Origin of the sequence: Achromobacter sp. MFA1 R4 (assembly GCF_900156745.1) — a bacterium.
Taxonomy (GTDB): Bacteria; Pseudomonadota; Gammaproteobacteria; order Burkholderiales; family Burkholderiaceae_B; genus Achromobacter.
The window spans coordinates 2,603,253-2,621,867 of the sequence record NZ_LT707065.1 but is presented as its reverse complement, the minus strand read 5'-3'; the positions used below and the strand labels follow the sequence as shown (position 1 = coordinate 2,621,867).

Sequence of the window (18,615 nt, the reverse complement as noted above, 5' to 3'; positions counted from 1 at the left end):
TTTAGGTCTGGATAGTTTAGGCTTGAAATATATACCCGAAGTTGTGGGTGTGCAAATGAGGGAAAGTATTTAGGACGGAGTTAAAGGGGGACGAATTGGTTGTAGCGTTTTATTGGTTGCGGCGCGTTTTTTGAGTTCTTGATACGCCCCTCGGCGCGGACGGCAGGGCCGCGAGCGCCCACGATTGCGGTCCGGAGCCTTCGCTCCGGACTGCCCCGTCGTCATCCTCGTCCTCGCCTTCGGCGACTCCTACGGATTCCCTCGGGCGCATCGACGGCGCTCGCGACCCTGCCGCCCGCACCGAGGAGCTGCGATGTGCCGGTTTGGGGCGCTGCTAGACCTGTGGTCAGGGACGATTCTTGCGAGGCCCGCCGAGTCGCGGCCGCGCGGGCGGCCACGATCGGCATACGCGTTGTGGGGCGTCGGGGGGGTGTGCGCTGTCGCGCTGGCGGGGACTAGTTTGCTAATGGCTCCAGCATCGCCGAAGGGGGGGAAGGTGATGGACGGCGCGCGGCGACGGGACGCTACAGCTTGCCGACCTGTACGCGCGCCGCCCATCGGGCACTGGGTTCAAGTGACGATTAGTGGCGAGCTGCGCCAAGGTGTCTGAACGCTGATCTCGACAAAACCCCAGAAACCAGCCCCCCCTACTCGCGAAGCGTCATCACCCCAACGCAAGACGCCGCGTAAGTCCCCGAAGGCCGCCCGCGCGGCCGACCGGGGACGGGCCCCGCAAGATGCTCCTGGCCCGAAAAACTCGGCGCAAAAATGCGAAGCACGCTGACCTGCCCAGCGGCCCCACACTGTCAATTGCTCGAGTCCGGTGCGGTGGCGGCGCGGGGTGCGCGGGGCGTCGATAAGCCCGAGGGAATCCGTAGGAGTCGCCGAAGGCGACGACGAGGATGACGACGGGGAAGTCCGGAGCGAAGGCTCCGGACCGCAATCGTGGCCCCGCGCGCCCCGCGTCGCCACCGTGCCGGACGCCTCAAGAACTCAAATCCCCAAGAGGCAAAGACACGTCAAGCCCAACCCCGCGACTACCCCCGAGCCCGCAGCCATTCCTCCAGATCCCCCGCCGGCAACGGCGGTGAAAACAGGAACCCCTGCCCCGCCGCGCACCCTTGTTCGATCAGGAACCGCCGCTGCTCCTCATTCTCGACACCTTCCGCAACCACCGGCAGGCTCAAGCTCTCGCCGATCCGGATCACCGCGCTCGTCAGCGCCCGGGCTGCGTCATCGCTCTCCAGCCCCTGCACAAAGCTGCGATCCAGCTTCAGTTCATCCACGATGAGCCGGCGCAAATGGCCCAGGCTGGAATACCCCGTACCAAAGTCGTCCATCGAAAGGCGTACGCCCAACCGATGCAGCTCCGCGATCGTGCGCAGCGTGCCCGCCGTCGCGTCCAGCACCACGCCCTCGGTGATCTCCAGCATCAGATCCGCCGGCGCGAGCCCGAATTCGGCCAGCGTCGCCGCGATCATCCGCGGCAGGTTCAGGTTGTGGAAATTCGTCGCCGACAGGTTCACCGACACCGACGGCACGCGCAGGCCGTTGTTGCGCCAGATCGCCAATTGCGAGCAGGCCTCGCGCAGCGCCCAGTCGCCCAGGTCGCCGATCAGGCCGCATTCTTCAGCCAGCGGCACGAAGCGCGCCGGCGAAATGTCGCCCAGCGTCGGATGGCGCCAGCGGGCCAGCGCCTCGACCCCGTACAGGCTGCCATTCTTCAGCCCCACCTGCGGCTGGTAATGCAGGCGCAACGCCTTGGCCTCCAGCGCATCGCGCAGGGCCGCCTCCAGCGCCAGCCGCTCCTGCGCCTGGCGATTCATTTCCGCGCTGAAGAACGAAATGCGGTTGCGCCCCGCCGTCTTCGCCTGGTACATCGCCATGTCGGCATGGCGCAGCAGCGTATCCATGTCGCGGCCGTTTTCCGGGAACACGCTGATGCCGATGCTGACCGACGGGTTCAGCGTGATGCCTCCCACCGAGAACGGCTGCGCCAGCGCCACCAGGATATGTTCGGCGGCCGCGGTCAGGCGGCCGTGCTCGAACTCCGGCATCAGCATCACGAACTCGTCGCCCGACAGGCGGCCCACGATATCGGTCGCGCGCGCCAGCCGGCGCAGGCGCTGCGCCACATCGCGCAGCAGCGCGTCGCCGATCGGATGGCCCAGCGTGTCGTTGACCTGCTTGAAGCGGTCCAGATCCAGGAACAGCACCGCCACCCGCTTGCGCTCCGGCTCCGCGCGCGCGATGGCCTGCTCGGCCTGCGCCAGCAGCAGATTGCGGTTGGGCAGCCCCGTCAGCTCGTCATAGAACGCAAGCTGGCGGATGCGGGCGCGGGCTTCCTCGCGCTCCAGCGCCAGCGCGCACAGATACACGCACACATCCACCAGGCGGTGATGGAAATCGTCCGGCAGCCGGCGTTCGCGGAAATAGAAGGCAAACGTGCCTATCACCCGGCCGTCGCTCGACTTGATCGGCGACGACCAGCAGGCCTTGTATTCCTCGGGCAGCGGCAGATGGCGGTAATCGTCCCACAACGGATCCGTCGCGATATCCGGCACGATCACCGGCCGCCCCAGAAACGCGCTGGTGCCGCACGCGCCCACCTGCGGGCCGATCGCCACGCCTTCCAGCGCGTCCGAATAGGCCTGCGGCAGACTGGGCGCCGCCAGCGGCCGCAAGAGGCCCGCGTCGTCCACGCGCACCACCGAGGCCGCCACTTCGGGCGCCAGGCGCTCGACCTCGCGGCACACCATATTCATGACCTCGACCACCGAGGCCTCGTTCACCATCGCCTGCAACACCCGGCGCTGCAGCACCTCGTGCACCTTGGTCGGCGTAATGTCCGTCAGCACGTCCACGATGTTGACCAGCGTCCCGCGCTCATCGAACACCGAGTTGGCCATGACCGACACCCACAGCGGCTTGCCGCCGCGGTCGTAGACCAGCACGTCCTTGTGATAGCCCTCGCGACAGGCGACGCGCCGGTGCAGCTCCTCGCGCGTGCCGCCATCGGGGCGGCCGCCGGACAGCAGCTCGCCCAGGTCCTGGTGCAGGGCATCGCCGCGCGAAAAGCCCAGCATGCGCTGGAAGCCATCGTTAACGTAGACGATCCGCCCGTCGCAGCCGGAAACGGCCACCGCGTTGCCCGTCTCGTTGATGCCCAGCATCAGCAGGCGGATCTCCTCCTGCCGCTCGGCATCCGCGATCGACTTGCGCGAAATCACCGACACGCGGGCGATATCGCCGGCGTCGTCCGTCAGCGGCAGATAGGTGGCCTCGATCCAAAGAAAGCTGCCGTCCTTCTTGCGGTATCGGCAGGTGCCGGAAAAATGCTGGCCGCGGCGCAGCCGGGCCCAGACCTGTTCGCCGCTGCCCGTGCCCTTGCCTTCGTCCATGCTGTCGCACAGCATGTCGTGGCGCAGCGCCTGGGCCTCTTCGCGGGTGTAGCCCACCGCGGCCAGGAAATTGGTATTGCCGTTCAACAAGGAGCCGGTCGCGTCGAAGTCGAACAGCAGCAGCGCCCGATCCATCGACGTCAGATAATTGCCCACATGCCAAGCAGTGCCCTGGGGGTTCGTGTCCGAACCGCCAAGATGAGAATCAAGCATAAGGGGCTCCAACCCGGATAACAGCTGTTCCGGTTTCATTAGCGCCTCGGAAAACCAAGCGCGACGCGATCGCGTCCGTCCTGCTTGGCCAGATACAACGCCTGATCCGCCCGGCTGAGCGTCTCTGAGAAGGTTTCGCCCAACTGGTGATATGCCATGCCGATGCTGACCGTCAGCCGCAGGACGTCGTCCCCGGCCGTGACCGCCAGCCCGCGCACGTCGCTGACCAGCCGGTCCATGACCGCCTGGGCCGCTTCCGGCTGCGTCTGGGGCAGCAGCACGAGGAATTCCTCGCCGCCCCAGCGCCCGCAAAGATCGTATTCGCGCAGGCTCTCGACCAGCACGCCGGCCAGCTCGACCAGCGCGCGGTCGCCGGTTTCATGGCCGAACCGGTCATTGACCGCCTTGAAGTGATCCACGTCCAGCATGGCGACGACGAAGCTGTCGCCGATGCGCGCGGCGCGCTGGACTTCCTGTTTGATCATCTCCATCAGCGCGCGCCGGTTCAAGAGGCCGGTCAGGGGGTCGCGGCTGGAGGTTTCCTCGAGGGCGCGATTCAGGTCGCGCATCATATTCTGGTAGTGATCCGAGATCCGCGCGATACGGGTCAGGCGGCGCAGCTGGCGGTCGAACTGGTCGCACAGGCCCAGTTCGCGCTCGTGCGCCATGCTCTGGTAGGCGTCCGAAAGCTGGGTCACGCGCTGGATGCGCGCCATCTGCTCTTCGGTGTGCCGCCAGAGCGCTTCCAGCGCTTCGCGCAGCGGATGGCCGGCATGGGCCGGGTCCGCCAGCAATGCGGTGATACGCTGATCGAGTTCGGCGGCGCCCGGCTTCATTATCGGCCAACCACCGAAAACGGGAAGGTGCAGTCTTCCTTGAATTCTTCGGCCAGTTCGCCGACGCGCTCATTGCGCATGTCGTAGAACCAGGTCACGCCGACCTCGCGGCCCTTGCGGTGCGCGGCCTCCAGCACGTCGAAGATGTCCATGACGGACTTGATGCTGCTGGTGTTCAGGTACAGCAGTTCCAGCTCCAGCTTCAGCGGCGCGTCGCTGGCCTGCACATAGGTCTCGACCCATTCAATGACCGGGCCGAACAGTTCGAAGGAATTCTCGGGATAGGAGTCGCCGCGCATCGCCAGCACGCCGGCGGCAGCGTCGGCGGCGATGGCGGGCGTGGACTGGGTCCCGGGAATGTTCAGGTCTTTCATCAAATACTCCGAAAATAATCCTTTGAGCGCACGCCCTCAGACCACGACGCTCAGGCTGAAGAAGGCCTTGCCCGGCTGCGCGGCGGGCGTCAGGCTGGCTTCCAGCGGAGCGCCGGCGCGGCGCGCAATGTCGATCAGACCCAGCCCCGCGCCCGACGCCACGCCCTGCGTGCGCGGCTTGTGGAGCTGTGCCTTGTATTCGGCCTTCAGGGCCGCCTTGTCCAGCGCGGCCAGTTCCTGGATGCGGGCGACCAGGCTGTGGCCGTCCTGCGCATCGACCAGATTCCCCGCCGACACCACGTAGCGGCTCTCGTCGCGGCGGCCGATCACCACCGTGGCCGAGGCATCCACGTCGCCGTTCAGCGCGGCGTACTGGCGGATGTTCTGGATCATCTCGATGTAGACCGAGAACACGTCCATCGCTTCGGCGGGCCGGACATGCTCGGCGTTCAGGTAGTTCTTCAGCGCATTGCCAATTTCCTCGATCAGGCTGCGGGAGATCGGCCCGTTGAAACACAGCAGGGTGCGGTTCTGGTCGAATCGCGCGCCCAACGCGTAGAGATCGGAGGCATTCATGGAGGGTACCGCCTTGATAACGATTATTCGAAACGGAAAGACAGCAAGGTGATGTCGTCGCGCTGGGGCCGGCCACCTTGGTACTCGGCGAGCGCCTGGCTGAACGCCGCCGCCTGTTCGGTTAACGGCCGGCGCGCGTGCGTCTTGAGCATTTCGGCAAAGCGCGTGTTGCCAAAGCCGAACCCATGCTCGCCGCCCGCCTGGTCGAGGAAACCGTCGGTGGCCAGGTAATACGTCCAGCCCGGCTCCATCTGCAAAGCAATGTTCTCGTAAACCCCCATACGCTTGTCGCCCAGTGCGCGCTTGCCGCCGGGCACTTCGCGCAGGCTTTCGCCGTCGCTTGCGTACAGGCTGATCTTGGCGCCTGCGTACAGCAAGGTCCCGGCCTGGCGGTCAATATATACCAGCCCCGCATCGGTGTTGGTGGCCAGGGCCCGGGGCAATTGCGCGTCCGCAAGCATGGCGCGGATGGCGTTGTCGGTGCGCGTCAGGATGCCGGCGGGATCGCCCGGTCCGACTTCCGTGATCGCCAGGTCGATCGCGGCGCGCGCCAGCATCGTCATCAGCGCGCCGGGCACGCCGTGGCCCGCGCAGTCCATGATGCCCAGCAGGCAATTGGCGCCGTCCGAGCGGAACACGTAGAAATCGCCGCCGACCACGTCGCGCGGCTTCCACAGCACAAAATGGTGGGCGCCCAGCGATTGGGTGAGCTGGCGGTCCGGCAGGATCGCGCGCTGGATCAGGCTGGCGTAGTCGATGGAATCGTCGATCTTCTTGTGCGCCGCGGCCATCGCCCGGTTGGCGTCTTCCAGTTCCGAGGTGCGTTCGCGCACCTTGGTCTCCAGTTCGGCCGTGTGCTTGCGCACCTTGTCGGCCATGACGCCGAACGCGCGGCTCAGGTCGCCGATCTCGTCCTGGCCGCCCGGCGGCAGGCGCACGTCGTAGCTGCCGTTGGCGATGGCGCGGGCCGACTGCTGCAGGCGCCGCAAGGGACGCAGCATCAGGCGTTCGATGGCAAAGCCAAAGCACAGCAGCATGGCGGCGAACAGCACCACCAGGCCGATCGCGGCCGGCCACAGCCAGCCCGTGTCCAGCACGCGGGCCGCGCCCAGGTCGACCACGGTCATCACGTGCCAATGCAGTTCCGGCATGTACGCCACGGCCGCGAGCTGGCGCACGCCGTCCATCTTCACCCAGGCCGACTGCACGGACTGCGGGTCCGCCTGGGCGGCGTGCATGGCGGACAGCAGTTCGGCGCGCCCCTCGCCTTCGTCCAGCAGGTTGAACACCGTGCCCTTGCCGCCCGCCCCGGACGCGCCGGAGTTGTAGGCGATCAGCGCGGGGTTCATGTGCGCCTGGATCGCGCCTTTCTCGTCCACGATGATGGGCGTGACGCCGGGCTGCCCGCTGTTGACGAATTCCTTCAGGAAGCCGCCCACGTCCAGGCCGGCGCCGGTCAGGCCCATGACCTTGTCGCCATCGCGGATCTGCACGTTGATCCAGACCTTGGTGGTCTTGAGCTTGAGGTCGGGATTGACGTTGATGTTGTAGCGCGCGGGCGACTTGAGCGTGGCGTAGAACCAGCCGTCGTCGGCGGCGCTGGGGCTCAGCGTATAGCGCGGCGCCTCGGACAGCGGCTTGTCGTCGTTGAAGTAGTAATTGCCGGAGGTCGCGCTGGCAATGAAGTAGGCGCCGCCCAGCAGATCGCGACGGTAACCGTCGGCCTCGCGGAAGAACAGCTCGCGCGCGGCGGGATCGTTTTCATTGCGCAGCCAGCGGCGCGTGACCTCGCTGTCGGCCAGGCGCTGCGACAGCGCCAGTTCGCGCGACACCGGCGCCAGCACGCGCTGGCGGTTCAGCTGCGTGAAATTGTCGGCAAAGGCGCGGCCGAAGTGCTCGCGCACGCCATCGAGCACCTGCCAGCCGATCAGCGCGGCCGGCGCCAGGGCGACCAGGCACGCCAACAGCAGCGCCATTAATGATTTCCTGCGCAAACCCCATTTCGCCATGCAAAGTCTTCCTGACAGCCTGATGCGTTGTCACGCGCGAAAAAGGGGACACAGGCTGCCGCGCTGGCCGTAAAGGCGCGCTGCCCGTGCTTGTGCCCCGCCTTATGAGCCATGAGCCTGATGGCCGGCGCACCCATGGCATACCGGCGCGGCTAGTGTAGATGGCGGTGGGGTTTATTGATACAGGTGCAAACGTCTGGATGCGTTCGAGACACCTTAAGTTTCACGCGAGCAATATATATCTTGATTTATTGCGTTTTATGTCATGGCCTGTTACGACTTCGGGAACGGGTTGCGGCTTAATTACTACACCTCATAACACCCCCGCTACACGCCCAGGTAACGTTCCCAGAGGCTGCGGTCGGCGTCGAGCGACGCCGAATCGCCGGTCCAGACCACCTTGCCCCGTTCCAGGATGACGTGGCGGTCCGCCAGGCTGAGCAACCTTTCGACATATTTGTCGATGACCAGGATGGTCTGGCCCGCCTGCCGCAGGCGCGCCAGGCAGTTCCAGATTTCTTCCCGGATCTTCGGCGCCAGCCCCTCGGTGGCCTCGTCCAGGATCAGCAGGCGGGGGTTGGTGACCAGCGCGCGGCCGATGGCCAGCATCTGCTGTTCGCCGCCCGACAACTGGTTGCCCATGTTGCGGGCCCGCTCGGCCAGCCGGGGAAAGAGTTCGAACACGCGATCGGGCGTCCAGGGTTCGCCGATGTCCGGATTGCGCGCCGCCACGAAGGCCGTCAGGTGCTCGCGCACCGTCAGGTTGGGAAAGCACTGGCGTCCTTCGGGCACGATGGCCACGCCGGCCCGCGCGATGCGGTCGGAACTCCAGCCGCTGATGTCCTGGCCCGCGAAGTGGATCTTGCCGCCGCGCAGCGGCAACTGGCCGAACAGGGTGCGCAGCAGCGTGGTCTTGCCCATGCCGTTGCGGCCCAGCAGGGTCACCACCTGCCCCGCGCCGATTTCCAGGTCCACGCCGAACAGCACCTGGCTGGCGCCGTAGCCGCTCTTGGCCGATTCGATGGTCAGCATCACGCGGTCTCCTCGTCGCCCAGGTAGGCCTGGCGCACTTCCGGATTGGCGCGGATCTCGTCCGGGGTGCCCGAGGCGATCACCCGGCCGTACACCAGCACCGACAGGCGGTCCGCAAGGCGGAACACCGCCTGCATGTCATGTTCAACCAGCAGCATCGCGGCGCGTCCCCGCATGGATTCGATCAGTTCGGTCAAGCGGACGGTCTCGTCCGGCCCCATGCCGGCCATGGGCTCGTCCAGCAGCAGCACCTTGGGCCGCGCGGCCAGCGCCAGCGCGAATTCCACCTTGCGCTGCTCGCCGTGCGGCAGGGTGCCCGCCGCGCGGCCGAGCAGGCTGGCGTCGATGGCGCATTCCCGGGCCAGCTCGCGCGCCTGTTCATACAGCGCGGACTCCGCCGCGCGCGGCTTCCAGAAGCGGAAGCTGCTGCCGGCATGGGCCTGGACGGCCAGCACCAGGTTATCCAGCACGCTGGACTGCTTGAAGATATTGGTGATCTGGTAGGACCGCGACAGGCCCGCCGCCACGCGCTGGTGGGCGTTCATGGCGGTGACGTCGCGGCCGTCGACCTCCAGCGTCCCCGAGTCGGCGGCCAGCGTGCCCGACAGCAGGTGGATCAGGGTGGACTTGCCCGCGCCGTTGGGGCCGATCAGGGCATGGATCTCGCCTGGCTCCAGCGACAGCGACACATTGTCGGTCGCCACCAGCGCGCCAAAGCGGCGCACCAGTCCGCGCGCCTGCAGGGCGTGCTTTCCGCCGCCCGCGGCGCGGGTCGTGGCATTCATCGGATTGCTCATGAGCCCACCTTGCCGGATTGCGGGGCAGCGCGCCCGCTGAACAGCGGCCCGAAAAGGCCGACCAGGCCGCGCGGCGCGCCGAACACCACGCACAGCAGCAGCACGCCCAGGGGCAGGTGCCAGTATTCGGTCCACAGGCGCAGCACCTCTTCCAGCGTCAGCATCACGACCGCGCCGGCCACGCCGCCATAGCGCAGGCCGATGCCGCCCACCAGCACCATGATCAGCAGGTTGGCCGACTGGGTCCAGTGCATCAGGCTGGGAGAAATGAAGAGGTTGTGGTTGGCCAGCAGCGCGCCCGCCAGCCCGGCCGCCGCGCCGCTCAACGTGAAGGCCATGAGCTTGATGCGGTAGACCGGATATCCCATGGATTCCATGCGCGATTCGTTCTCGCGGATACCCTGCAGCGCCATGCCGAAGCGCGACGCGACGACGCGGCCAAAGACCCACATCAGCAGCGCGAAAAGCACCAGCACCAGGTAATAGAAGCTGACGTCGTTGGCCAGGTCGATGCCGGGCAGGCTGGAGTAGCCGGGCAGGTTCAGCCCGTCTTCGCCCCCATACTGGCGCAGCGAGATGAAGATGTAGAACAGCATCTGCGCGAACGCCAGCGTGATCATGATGAAGTACACGCCGCGGGTGCGCAGCGAGATAGCCCCGGTGATGCAGGCCAGCACGCCCGCCAGCAGCATCGCCACGGGCCAGGAGACGAGCGCGGACGTGACGCCCGACATGGCCAGGATGCCCACCGCATAGGCGCCCGCGCCGAAGAACGCCGCGTGGCCCAGCGCCACCATGCCGCCATAGCCCAGGATCAGGTTCAGGCTGGTCGCGGCCAGCGCGTAGATCAGCACGCGCCGCACGAAGGAAATGTAGAAGTCCAGGCCCAGCATCGGCGCCACCAGCGGAAACACCGCCAACGCCGCCAGCAGGACCACGGTCCAGAGTTTGGTCTTCATGGTCAGCCCCGCGCCGGAAAGAGGCCAGAGGGCCGGAACACCAGCACTGCCGCCATCAATACGTAAATGGCGATGGCCGCGAGCGTCGGACCGACGCTGGAGGCCACGGCCGGCGAAAACACCTGGCGCAGCAGCATCGGCAGGAAGGCCCGTCCCGCGGTGTCGACCATGCCCACCAGCAGGGCGCCGACGAAGGCGCCGCGGATCGACCCGATGCCGCCGATGACGATGCACACCAGCACCAGGATCAGGATTTCCTCGCCCATGCCCACCTGCACCGAGGTGATCGGCCCCAGCAGCGCGCCGGCCACCGCGGCCAGCATGGCGCCCAGCACGAACACGCCCAGGAACAGCAGCGGCACGCGCACGCCCATCAGGGTGGCCATCTGGCGGTTGGAGGCGCCCGCGCGCACCAGCACGCCGGCGCGGGTCCGCGTCACGAACCAGTACAGGCCCACGGCCGCGGCCACGCCGAAGACGATGATCATCAGGCGGTAGGCGGGGTACATCAGGTCGGGCAGCAGGCGCACGGGGCCGGACAGCATCGCGGGCATGTTCAGCATGACCGGCGCCGGGCCCCAGATCATCTTGACCAGGTCATTGGCGATGAGGATGACGGCGTAGGTGCCCAGCACCTGGGCCAGGTGGTCGCGCAGCGCCAGGCGGCGTATCAGGGAGAGTTCCAGCACGACGCCCACCAGTCCGGTGGCGACCGCGGCCACCAGAACGGCGGCGGTGAACGAACCCGTGCGTTGCATCGTTTCGGCGGCGACATAGGCGCCTGCCATGTAGAGCGAGCCGTGAGCCAGATTCATGATGTCCATGATGCCGAACACCAGGGTCAGCCCGGCCGCGATCAGAAACAACATCAACCCAAACTGCAGACCGTTCAGCAATTGCTCGACGATCAGCGTAAACGTCATGAAAACTTCCCCCTTGCCGCGCGTCGCCGAAGACGAGCGCCGGTCACCAAAGCCATCTGAATCTGCATCAGCGGCACATCACCCCCGCGCACGAGCCGCCGCCCCCAAGCGGGGTCGCGCGGATCCGGCTTTGCCGGTCCGCTGCGACGCCCCCTGGGGGGAAGCGCGCAGCGCTTCGGGGGGGTCACATCTTCTTGCAGTCGCCGACGTAGACGTCCTGGTACTTGTCGAAGACCTTGCCCACCAGCTTGTTGGTGATGCGGCCGCTGCCGTCCTTTTCGACGACGCGCAGGTAGTAGGCCTGGATGGGGTAGTGGTTCTTGCCGTAGGTGAAGCTGCCGCGCACCGACGGGTAATCGGCCTTTTCGAGGGCCTTCACGATGGCATCGCGGTCCGAGGCCTTGCCGCCGGCCTGCTTGACGGCCGCATCCATGGCCATGATCACGTCGTACGCCTGGGCGGCGTAGACCGACGGGTAGCGGCCGTTGTATTCCTTGCGGAAGGCGTCGACGAAGACCTTGTTCTGCGGCACGTCCAGGTCATGCGCCCATTGCGCCGTGTTGTACATGCCCAGCATGGGGTCGCCCACGGCCTGGATCACGTCTTCGTCGGCCGAAAAGCCCGGGCCGATCAGCTTGACGCTTTGCGACAGGCCGGCGGACACGAACTGCTTGACGAAGTTGATGCCCATGCCGCCCGGCAGGAAGATGTAGACGGCGTCCGGCTTGGCCGCGCGGATCTGCGCGATTTCGGCGGCGTAGTCGATCTGGCCGAGCTTGGTGTAGACCTCGTCGCCCGGCGCGGTCTTGTAGCCGCGCTTGAAGCCGGTCAGCGCATCCTTGCCGGCCGGATAGTCCGGGGCCATGATGAACATCTTCTTGAAGCCGCGGTCGGCCGCGACCTTGCCCGCCGCTTCGTGGAAGGCGTCGTTCTGGTACGACGTGCCGAACCAGTAGTTGTTGCACTGCGCGCCGGCGAACTGGCTGGGGCCGGGGTTGTTGGACAGGTAGGGCACCTTGGCGGCGAACAGCGCCGGGCCGACGGCCAGGGCCACGTTCGACCCGATGGGGCCCGTGAAGAAATCGACTTTCTCGCGCTGGATGTAGCGCGTGACCAGTTGGCGGGCCTGATCCGGATTGCCGCCCATGTCGGTCTGGAGGAATTCCGCGGGCTGTCCGCCCAGCTTGCCACCCAGTTGCTTGATGGCCAGGTTGAAGCCGTCGCGGGCCTCGGCGCCCAGCGCCGAGAACGGGCCCGAAATGTCGTTGGCGATGCCGACCTTGATGGTATCGGCGCAGGCCATTGCCGGAACCAGGGCGGCGGCAGCCAGGAAGGAAGTGATCAAACGCATGGTGGTGTGCTCCGTGCGCGAGCCCGCGCAGAGGGTGTTCTTTTTGAAGGTGCGATGCGAACGACTTCTATGCCCGGCCGGCCGGCGCCTTTGCGCCGCCGTCAGGCCGGTGCGGGCAAGGTACTTTGCCTGCAACGCCGCGGTCCCGTCATGCAGCAGGGGGAACGCTGGCGTGGTTCATAGTTTAGGTTTAAAGTATTCGGCAAAACAAGTCTAGGGTTTTTACCGAAGGGTTTTTACTAACGGTCTTTGGTCCGAGATTTCTGGTCCAAACGCGTTAATGTGCAAGCCTTCCCCGGCAACCCCAGCCCGCGAGCCCGAACCTCGAACCTACCGCCATGGTCACTCTCTACCGCAACTACGACCGCGCCGAACTGGACGTCCAGTACAACGCTCGCGCGACAGTACCCGACATCCAGCCGATACTCAAGAAATACGCCGACGACAGCGCGACCGCGCGCCGCACGCTGGACTGCGCGCTGGACGTGCCGTTCGGCGATCATCCCGACGAGCTGCTGGACATATTTCCAGCCGCGGGCGCCGCGCCCGGCAAGCCCGGCGCGCCCGTCTTCGTGTTCATCCACGGCGGCTACTGGCGGCTTCTTTCCAAAAACGAATCCAGCGGCATGGCGCCGGCATTCACGCAGGCGGGCGCCGTGGTCGTGTCGGTGAATTATTCGCTGGCGCCGGCCGTCACCCTGGACCGCATCGTGGACCAGAACCGGCGCGCGCTGGCCTGGGTGTACCGCCACATCGCCGAATACGGCGGCGACCCGGCGCGCATCCACGTTTGCGGCAGCTCGGCGGGCGGCCACCTGGTCGGCGCGCTGCTGGCCGGCGGCTGGCATGCCAGCTACGACGTCCCCCCCGGCGTGGTCCGCGGCGCCGCGCCCCTGTCGGGCCTGTTCGACCTGCGCCCGCTGGTGCATACCCACATCAACGAATGGATGCGCATGAGCGAGGCGGACGCCATCCGCAACAGCCCGGCGCTGCACTTGCCGCCAAATGGCTGCCCGCTGATCGTCAGCTACGGCGAATCCGAGACCGACGAATTCAAGCGCCAGAGCGACGATTATCTCGCCGCATGGCGCGAGCGCGGCTTTCCCGGCAGGTATGTCCCGATGCCGGGCACCAACCATTTTGATATCGTCCTGACGCTCAACGATCCGACCAGCCCGCTGACCCTGGCCATCTTCGAACAGATGGGTCTGGCGCCCTCCCGCCCACGCATTCCCGGTAATCTTCCGAGCCATGACTGACACTCCCGACCTGGAATCGCGCGCCGCGCCCGACGACCACCACGCGCTGCGCCTGTGGCTGCGCATGCTGACCTGCGCCAATCTCATCGAAGGCGAGATCCGCAGCCGCCTGCGCAACGAATTCGACACCACCCTTCCCCGCTTCGACCTGATGGCGCAATTGCAGCGCGCGCCCAAGGGCATGAAGATGGGCGAGCTGTCGCGCCACATGATGGTGACCAACGGCAATATCACCGGCATTACCGACCAGCTGGAAAAGGAAGGCCTGGTGGTGCGGACCAAGGTGGAGTCCGACCGCCGCAGCTCGCTGATCAAGTTGACGCCGCAAGGCAAGAAGAGCTTCGCGCGCATGGCGCGGGCCCATGAAAACTGGGTCAAATCCATGTTCGCCGACCTGCCCGAGGGTAGCCGCAACGCCTTGTTCCAGGCGCTGGGCGAACTGAAGCTGCAGGTGGTCGCCACCCGGTCGGCCGCGGCCCGGGACTGACGGGCGTTCCGCGAAGTATCCGGCGCGGGATCCGGTGCTGAATTTGGTGCTGATTTCCGCGTGCCGGATTGGCGCATAATTGCCGCCATGATTCCGGTTTCCCTCCCTGGCGGTAATTTCTACGTGCTGATGGCGGTCTCGCTGGCTTGCCTCTCCACGCTGCTGACCTGGCTGGCCGTGTTGGCCACCTCGGGCGGCGCGCGCGAATGGCTGGCCGACCACCGGCGCGCGGGCACCCTGCTGATGACGCTCCTGGCCGTCGTCGGCGCCCTCTTTCCCTATCAGCAATTCAGCCAGTGGTTCGCGGCCCGGCAAGACGCGCAGGCCGACGACGCCCGCAAGACGGTGCTGGCCCAGCCCACGCAACTGGCGGGGGTGGAAATGCCCGCCGGCACCACGCTGCGCCTGGGCGCGCCGGGCGACCTGGCCTCGTTCGACCGGGCGGTCTTTCCGGACGCCCATCCCGCGCTGATCCAGGGCGTCGCGGCCACGCGGCTGTTCCGCTACCCCGCCACCGCCAAGCAGCCTGAAACCCTGTCGGCCGAGATCGCCCGCGACCAGGCGCTGGAGGGCTGGCTCTGCGCCCACGGCCATCGCATCGAATTCGTGCTGCATGACGGCCATCCCCAGTTCTCCAGCTGCCACCTCGCCGTCGGCAATACGCTGGACCAGCAGCCCGTGCCCGCCGGCGCCTGGCTGAAAGTCGAGGCGGCCGCCCGCGGCACCCCGATAGACAAGGCCGGCACGGCGCCGCGCTGGCTGCTGCGCACCGAGGGCAGCGATTCCATGACGGTGGCGCAGATTCCGCTGCTGAAGGTCGACCTGCAACTGGACGCCCAGCGCCGGATGCTGGGGTTCGAAGGTCTCGCGGCTCGCGACACCGTGCTGGGCGAGATGACCTATCCGCCCGGCACGCGCGTGCTGGCCGCCAGCCCCCGCCTGCAGGGCGCGCAGCCGGGCGACCTGCTGTTCTCGCCCTCGCGCGGGCGCTCGGCGCGCCGTGCCGGCGGCGAAGACGTCCCGGCGGGCAAGTCCGTGCTCCAGGCGCCCGACGGCACGGTTCGCAGCGTGCTGAGCAACCGGGAAGCCGGGGTGCTGGACGTGGCCGCGATGCGCATCGGCCCCTGACGCGGCCATCGGCCCGCGCGCGGGCCGGACGCGGCTCCCCTCGGATTGCCGAGGGGGCCGGCCCCCGCCCCCGGATCCGGTGGGATAATACGAAGCTTTCCCGCACGCCGCCGTGCCTGGCGGCGGTTCCGTCCCGCTCACTCCAAGAGACGAAGTCATGGCCGTTAATCTGCAGATCCCCTCCGAGTCCGAAATTTTTCCTGTTGCCGGCGTAGAAATCGGCGTCACCGAGGCCGGCATCCGCAAGGCCAACCGGCGCGACCTGACGGTGTTCCGCCTGGCCGAAGGCACCAGCGTGGCGGGCGTCTTCACGCGCAACCGCTTCTGCGCCGCCCCCGTGCAGGTCTGCCAGGCCCACCTGACCGCCGGCGGCCCGATCAGCGCGCTGGTCATCAACACGGGCAACGCCAACGCCGGCACTGGCGAAGAGGGCCTGCAAAAGGCCAAGGACACCTGCGACGCGCTGGGCAAGCTGCTGGGCGTGCCGGCCGCCCAGATCCTGCCGTTCTCCACCGGCGTCATCCTGGAACCGCTGCCCCTGGACCGCCTGGTCGCCGGCCTGCCCGCCGCAATCGCCGACCTGGCCGCCGACCACTGGTCCAGCGCCGCCCACGGCATCATGACCACCGACACGCTGCCCAAGATCTCCTCGGCCCAGGTGCAGATCGACGGCAAGACGGTCACCTTCACCGGCATCAGCAAGGGCGCCGGCATGATCCGGCCCAACATGGCCACCATGCTGAGCTTCCTGGCCACCGACGCCGGCATCGCCCAGCCCCTCTTGCGCAAGCTGGCCGTGGAAATCGCCGACGCCTCGTTCAACCGCATCACGGTCGACGGCGACACCTCCACCAATGACTCCTTCATCATCGCCGCCACCGGCAAGTCGGGCGTCAACGTCGACAGCGAGTCCGACGCCGCCTACGCCGCCGTGCGCGAGGCCCTGACGGCCGCCGCGCTGGACCTGGCCACCAAGATCGTGCGCGACGCCGAAGGCGCCACCAAGTTCATGACCATCCGCGTCGAAGAAGCCGGCACCACCGAAGAGGCCCTGAAGGTCGCCTACGCCGTGGCGCACTCGCCGCTGGTCAAGACCGCCTTCTTTGCCTCGGACCCCAACCTGGGCCGCATCCTGGCCGCCGTCGGCTACGCCGGCATCGACGACCTGGACGTGTCCAACATCCGCCTGTGGCTGGACGACGTGCTGGTGGCCAAGAATGGCGGCCGCAACCCCGACTACCAGGAAGCCGACGGCCAGCGCGTCATGAAGCAGGCCGAGATCTCGGTGCGCATCGCGCTGGGCCGCGGCCAGGTGAGCGACACCGTCTACACCTGCGACTTCTCGCACGAATACGTGTCGATCAACGCCGACTACCGCTCCTGATCGACATGACGGCCACCGAGTTCACCACCCTCATCCAGCGCGCCGAGCGCGTGCTGGCGCAACTGGAAGCCTTCCTGCCGCCGGCCCCGCCCGAGATCGACTGGACGGCCCATGCGTTTCGCTGGCGCAAACGCGGCGCGCGCGGCTGGCTGGACGCCGTGCGCCACGTGGCGCGCATCGACATGCAGGACCTGCAGCACATCGAGCGCCAGAAGGCCACCATCGACCGCAACACGCTGCAGTTCCTAGAAAAGAAGCCCGCCAACAACGTGCTCATGACCGGCGCGCGCGGCACGGGCAAGAGTTCGCTGGTCAAAGCCATGCTGGCCGCCTACGGCGACCGCGGCTTGCGCCTGATCGAAGTCGACAAGTCCGACCTGGGCGACCTGGCCGACATCGTCGAACTGGTCGCCGCGCGGCCCGAGCGCTTCATCGTGTTCTGCGACGACCTGTCGTTCGAGGAAGGCGAGGCCGGCTACAAGGCGCTCAAGTCGGTGCTGGACGGCTCGGTGTCGGCCTCGGGCGACAACGTGCTGATCTACGCCACGTCCAACCGGCGCCACCTGATGCCGGAATACATGAGCGAAAACCTTCAGGCCAAGCACCAGCCCGACGGCGAGATCCACCCCGGCGAAACCGTCGAGGAAAAAATCTCGCTGTCCGAGCGCTTCGGCCTGTGGCTGTCGTTCTATCCGTTCAAGCAGGACGACTACCTGGACATCGTGTACCACTGGCTGCGCGAACTGGGCTGCCCCGAAGCGCACATCGAGCCGTCGCGCACCGAGGCGCTGCAATGGACGATCGAGCGCGGCTCGCGCTCGGGCCGCGTGGCCTATCAATTCGCGCGCGACTGGGCGGCCCGCCATGTCTGAGAAGATCGTCGACGTCGCCGCCGGCTTGATCCTGCGCCCCGACGGCAAACTGCTGCTGGGCCAGCGCCCCGAAGACAAGCCCTGGTCGGGCTGGTGGGAGCTGCCCGGCGGCAAGCTCGAACCCGGCGAAACGGTGCTGCAGGCGCTGGCGCGCGAACTGCAGGAAGAAATCGGCATCCGCGTCACGCAATCGCGCCCCTGGGTCACCTATGTCCACGCCTACCCGCACACCACCGTGCGGCTGGCGTTCTGCCACGTCACCGGCTGGGAGGGCGACCCGCAAAGCCTGGAGAACCAGCGCCTGGAGTGGGTGGACCCGGCCAACGCGGCATCGGTGGGGGATCTGTTGCCCGCCACCCTGCCGCCGCTGCGCTGGCTGCAATTGCCCACCACCTACGGCATCAGCGCCATCGGCTCGCGCGCGGGCATCGCGCCGTTCCTGGGCCGGCTTGAGGCGGCGCTGGCGCGCGGCGTGCGGCTGGTGCAGTTCCGCGAGCCGCAATGGCCGGACGGCGTGGGCGCCAGCTCGCTGCACGAAGTGCTGCAACAGGTGCTGAAACGCTGCCGCGCCGCCGGCGCGCGCGTGCTGGTCAACAGCATCCATCCCGTCGCCTGGTGGAAGGAGGCCGACGGCGTGCACCTGCGCACAGCGGACGCCCTGCGTCTGTCCGCGCGTCCCGAACTGCCCAAGACCGCCCTGGTCGGCGTGTCCGCGCACGACAACGCGCAGGTCGTCCATGCCCGCGAACTGGGCGCGGACTTCGCCGTGCTCGGCCCCGTGCTGGATACGCCCAGCCATCCCGGCGCGCCGACCCTGGGCTGGGACGGTTTCGTCGAAGGCAACCGCGACGCCGGCATTCCGGTGTTTGCGCTGGGCGGGCAATCCACGCAGACGGTTTCGCAGGCGCTGCGGCACGGCGCGCACGGCATCGCCGGGATACGCGCCATCCTCTAACCGTCTTTCGCGCATTTCGCGCATTTCGCGCTTTGCGCACCGGAACGGCCCATGCCATG

At 67.2% G+C, this 18,615-nt stretch carries 16 protein-coding genes; 6 read left to right on the top strand and 10 right to left on the bottom strand.

Annotation, left to right across the window (positions count from 1 at the left end):
• Positions 1–1,037 precede the first annotated feature (1,037 nt).
• The 10 genes from BXA00_RS11975 to BXA00_RS11930 form a co-directional block, all read right to left on the bottom strand.
• Entirely contained in the window at positions 1,038–3,614 is a 2,577-nt protein-coding gene (locus BXA00_RS11975; RefSeq protein WP_231952244.1) for an EAL domain-containing protein, read from the bottom strand.
• A gap of 38 nt (positions 3,615–3,652) precedes the next feature.
• On the bottom strand, positions 3,653–4,450 hold the full coding sequence (gene siaD, locus BXA00_RS11970) for a biofilm regulation diguanylate cyclase SiaD (protein WP_076518692.1): 798 nt from the start codon (positions 4,448–4,450) through the stop codon (positions 3,653–3,655).
• Entirely contained in the window at positions 4,450–4,824 is a 375-nt protein-coding gene (gene siaC / locus BXA00_RS11965; protein ID WP_076518691.1) for a biofilm regulation phosphoprotein SiaC, read from the bottom strand. Before siaC ends, siaD begins: the two co-directional genes overlap by 1 nt.
• A gap of 36 nt (positions 4,825–4,860) precedes the next feature.
• Positions 4,861–5,400: a biofilm regulation protein kinase SiaB gene (siaB, locus tag BXA00_RS11960; protein WP_076518690.1), complete on the bottom strand. Its 540-nt coding sequence runs from the start codon at positions 5,398–5,400 to the stop codon at positions 4,861–4,863.
• Positions 5,401–5,423: 23 nt separating this feature from the next.
• Positions 5,424–7,409: a biofilm regulation protein phosphatase SiaA gene (gene siaA, locus BXA00_RS11955; RefSeq protein WP_197685573.1), complete on the bottom strand. Its 1,986-nt coding sequence runs from the start codon at positions 7,407–7,409 to the stop codon at positions 5,424–5,426.
• Positions 7,410–7,736: 327 nt separating this feature from the next.
• Positions 7,737–8,441: an ABC transporter ATP-binding protein gene (locus BXA00_RS11950; protein WP_076518688.1), complete on the bottom strand. Its 705-nt coding sequence runs from the start codon at positions 8,439–8,441 to the stop codon at positions 7,737–7,739.
• Positions 8,441–9,238: an ABC transporter ATP-binding protein gene (locus BXA00_RS11945; protein WP_231952243.1), complete on the bottom strand. Its 798-nt coding sequence runs from the start codon at positions 9,236–9,238 to the stop codon at positions 8,441–8,443. Before BXA00_RS11945 ends, BXA00_RS11950 begins: the two co-directional genes overlap by 1 nt.
• On the bottom strand, positions 9,235–10,197 hold the full coding sequence (locus BXA00_RS11940; RefSeq protein ID WP_076518686.1) for a branched-chain amino acid ABC transporter permease: 963 nt from the start codon (positions 10,195–10,197) through the stop codon (positions 9,235–9,237). The genes BXA00_RS11945 and BXA00_RS11940 overlap by 4 nt, the downstream gene beginning before the upstream one ends.
• A 2-nt stretch (positions 10,198–10,199) precedes the next feature.
• Positions 10,200–11,120 (bottom strand): branched-chain amino acid ABC transporter permease, encoded by a 921-nt coding sequence (locus tag BXA00_RS11935; protein WP_076518685.1) that lies wholly within the window; start codon positions 11,118–11,120, stop codon positions 10,200–10,202.
• A 184-nt stretch (positions 11,121–11,304) separates the two neighbouring features.
• Positions 11,305–12,471 (bottom strand): ABC transporter substrate-binding protein, encoded by a 1,167-nt coding sequence (locus BXA00_RS11930; RefSeq protein WP_076518684.1) that lies wholly within the window; start codon positions 12,469–12,471, stop codon positions 11,305–11,307.
• 338 nt (positions 12,472–12,809) lie between these two features.
• On the opposite strand from BXA00_RS11930, the gene BXA00_RS11925 reads away from it, so the two are divergent.
• The 6 genes from BXA00_RS11925 (at position 12,810) to BXA00_RS11900 (ending at position 18,556) form a co-directional block, all read left to right on the top strand.
• Complete coding sequence (locus BXA00_RS11925) at positions 12,810–13,730, top strand: alpha/beta hydrolase (RefSeq protein ID WP_076518683.1); 921 nt, start codon at positions 12,810–12,812, stop codon at positions 13,728–13,730.
• The gene (locus BXA00_RS11920) at positions 13,723–14,217 is read left to right on the top strand and encodes a MarR family winged helix-turn-helix transcriptional regulator (protein WP_076518682.1); all 495 of its coding nucleotides are present in this window, start codon (positions 13,723–13,725) and stop codon (positions 14,215–14,217) included. Before BXA00_RS11925 ends, BXA00_RS11920 begins: the two co-directional genes overlap by 8 nt.
• Before the next feature lie 87 nt (positions 14,218–14,304).
• Positions 14,305–15,345, top strand: coding sequence for a hypothetical protein (locus BXA00_RS11915; RefSeq protein WP_076518681.1), 1,041 nt, complete (start codon positions 14,305–14,307; stop codon positions 15,343–15,345).
• Positions 15,346–15,502: 157 nt separating this feature from the next.
• The gene (gene argJ / locus BXA00_RS11910) at positions 15,503–16,729 is read left to right on the top strand and encodes a bifunctional glutamate N-acetyltransferase/amino-acid acetyltransferase ArgJ (protein ID WP_076518680.1); all 1,227 of its coding nucleotides are present in this window, start codon (positions 15,503–15,505) and stop codon (positions 16,727–16,729) included.
• A 5-nt stretch (positions 16,730–16,734) separates the two neighbouring features.
• Positions 16,735–17,601 carry an ATP-binding protein gene (locus BXA00_RS11905; RefSeq protein WP_076518679.1) on the top strand — a complete coding sequence of 289 codons (867 nt, stop codon included), beginning with the start codon at positions 16,735–16,737 and terminating at the stop codon, positions 17,599–17,601.
• The gene (locus BXA00_RS11900) at positions 17,594–18,556 is read left to right on the top strand and encodes a Nudix family hydrolase (RefSeq protein ID WP_076518678.1); all 963 of its coding nucleotides are present in this window, start codon (positions 17,594–17,596) and stop codon (positions 18,554–18,556) included. The genes BXA00_RS11905 and BXA00_RS11900 overlap by 8 nt, the downstream gene beginning before the upstream one ends.
• Positions 18,557–18,615: the final 59 nt, after the last annotated feature.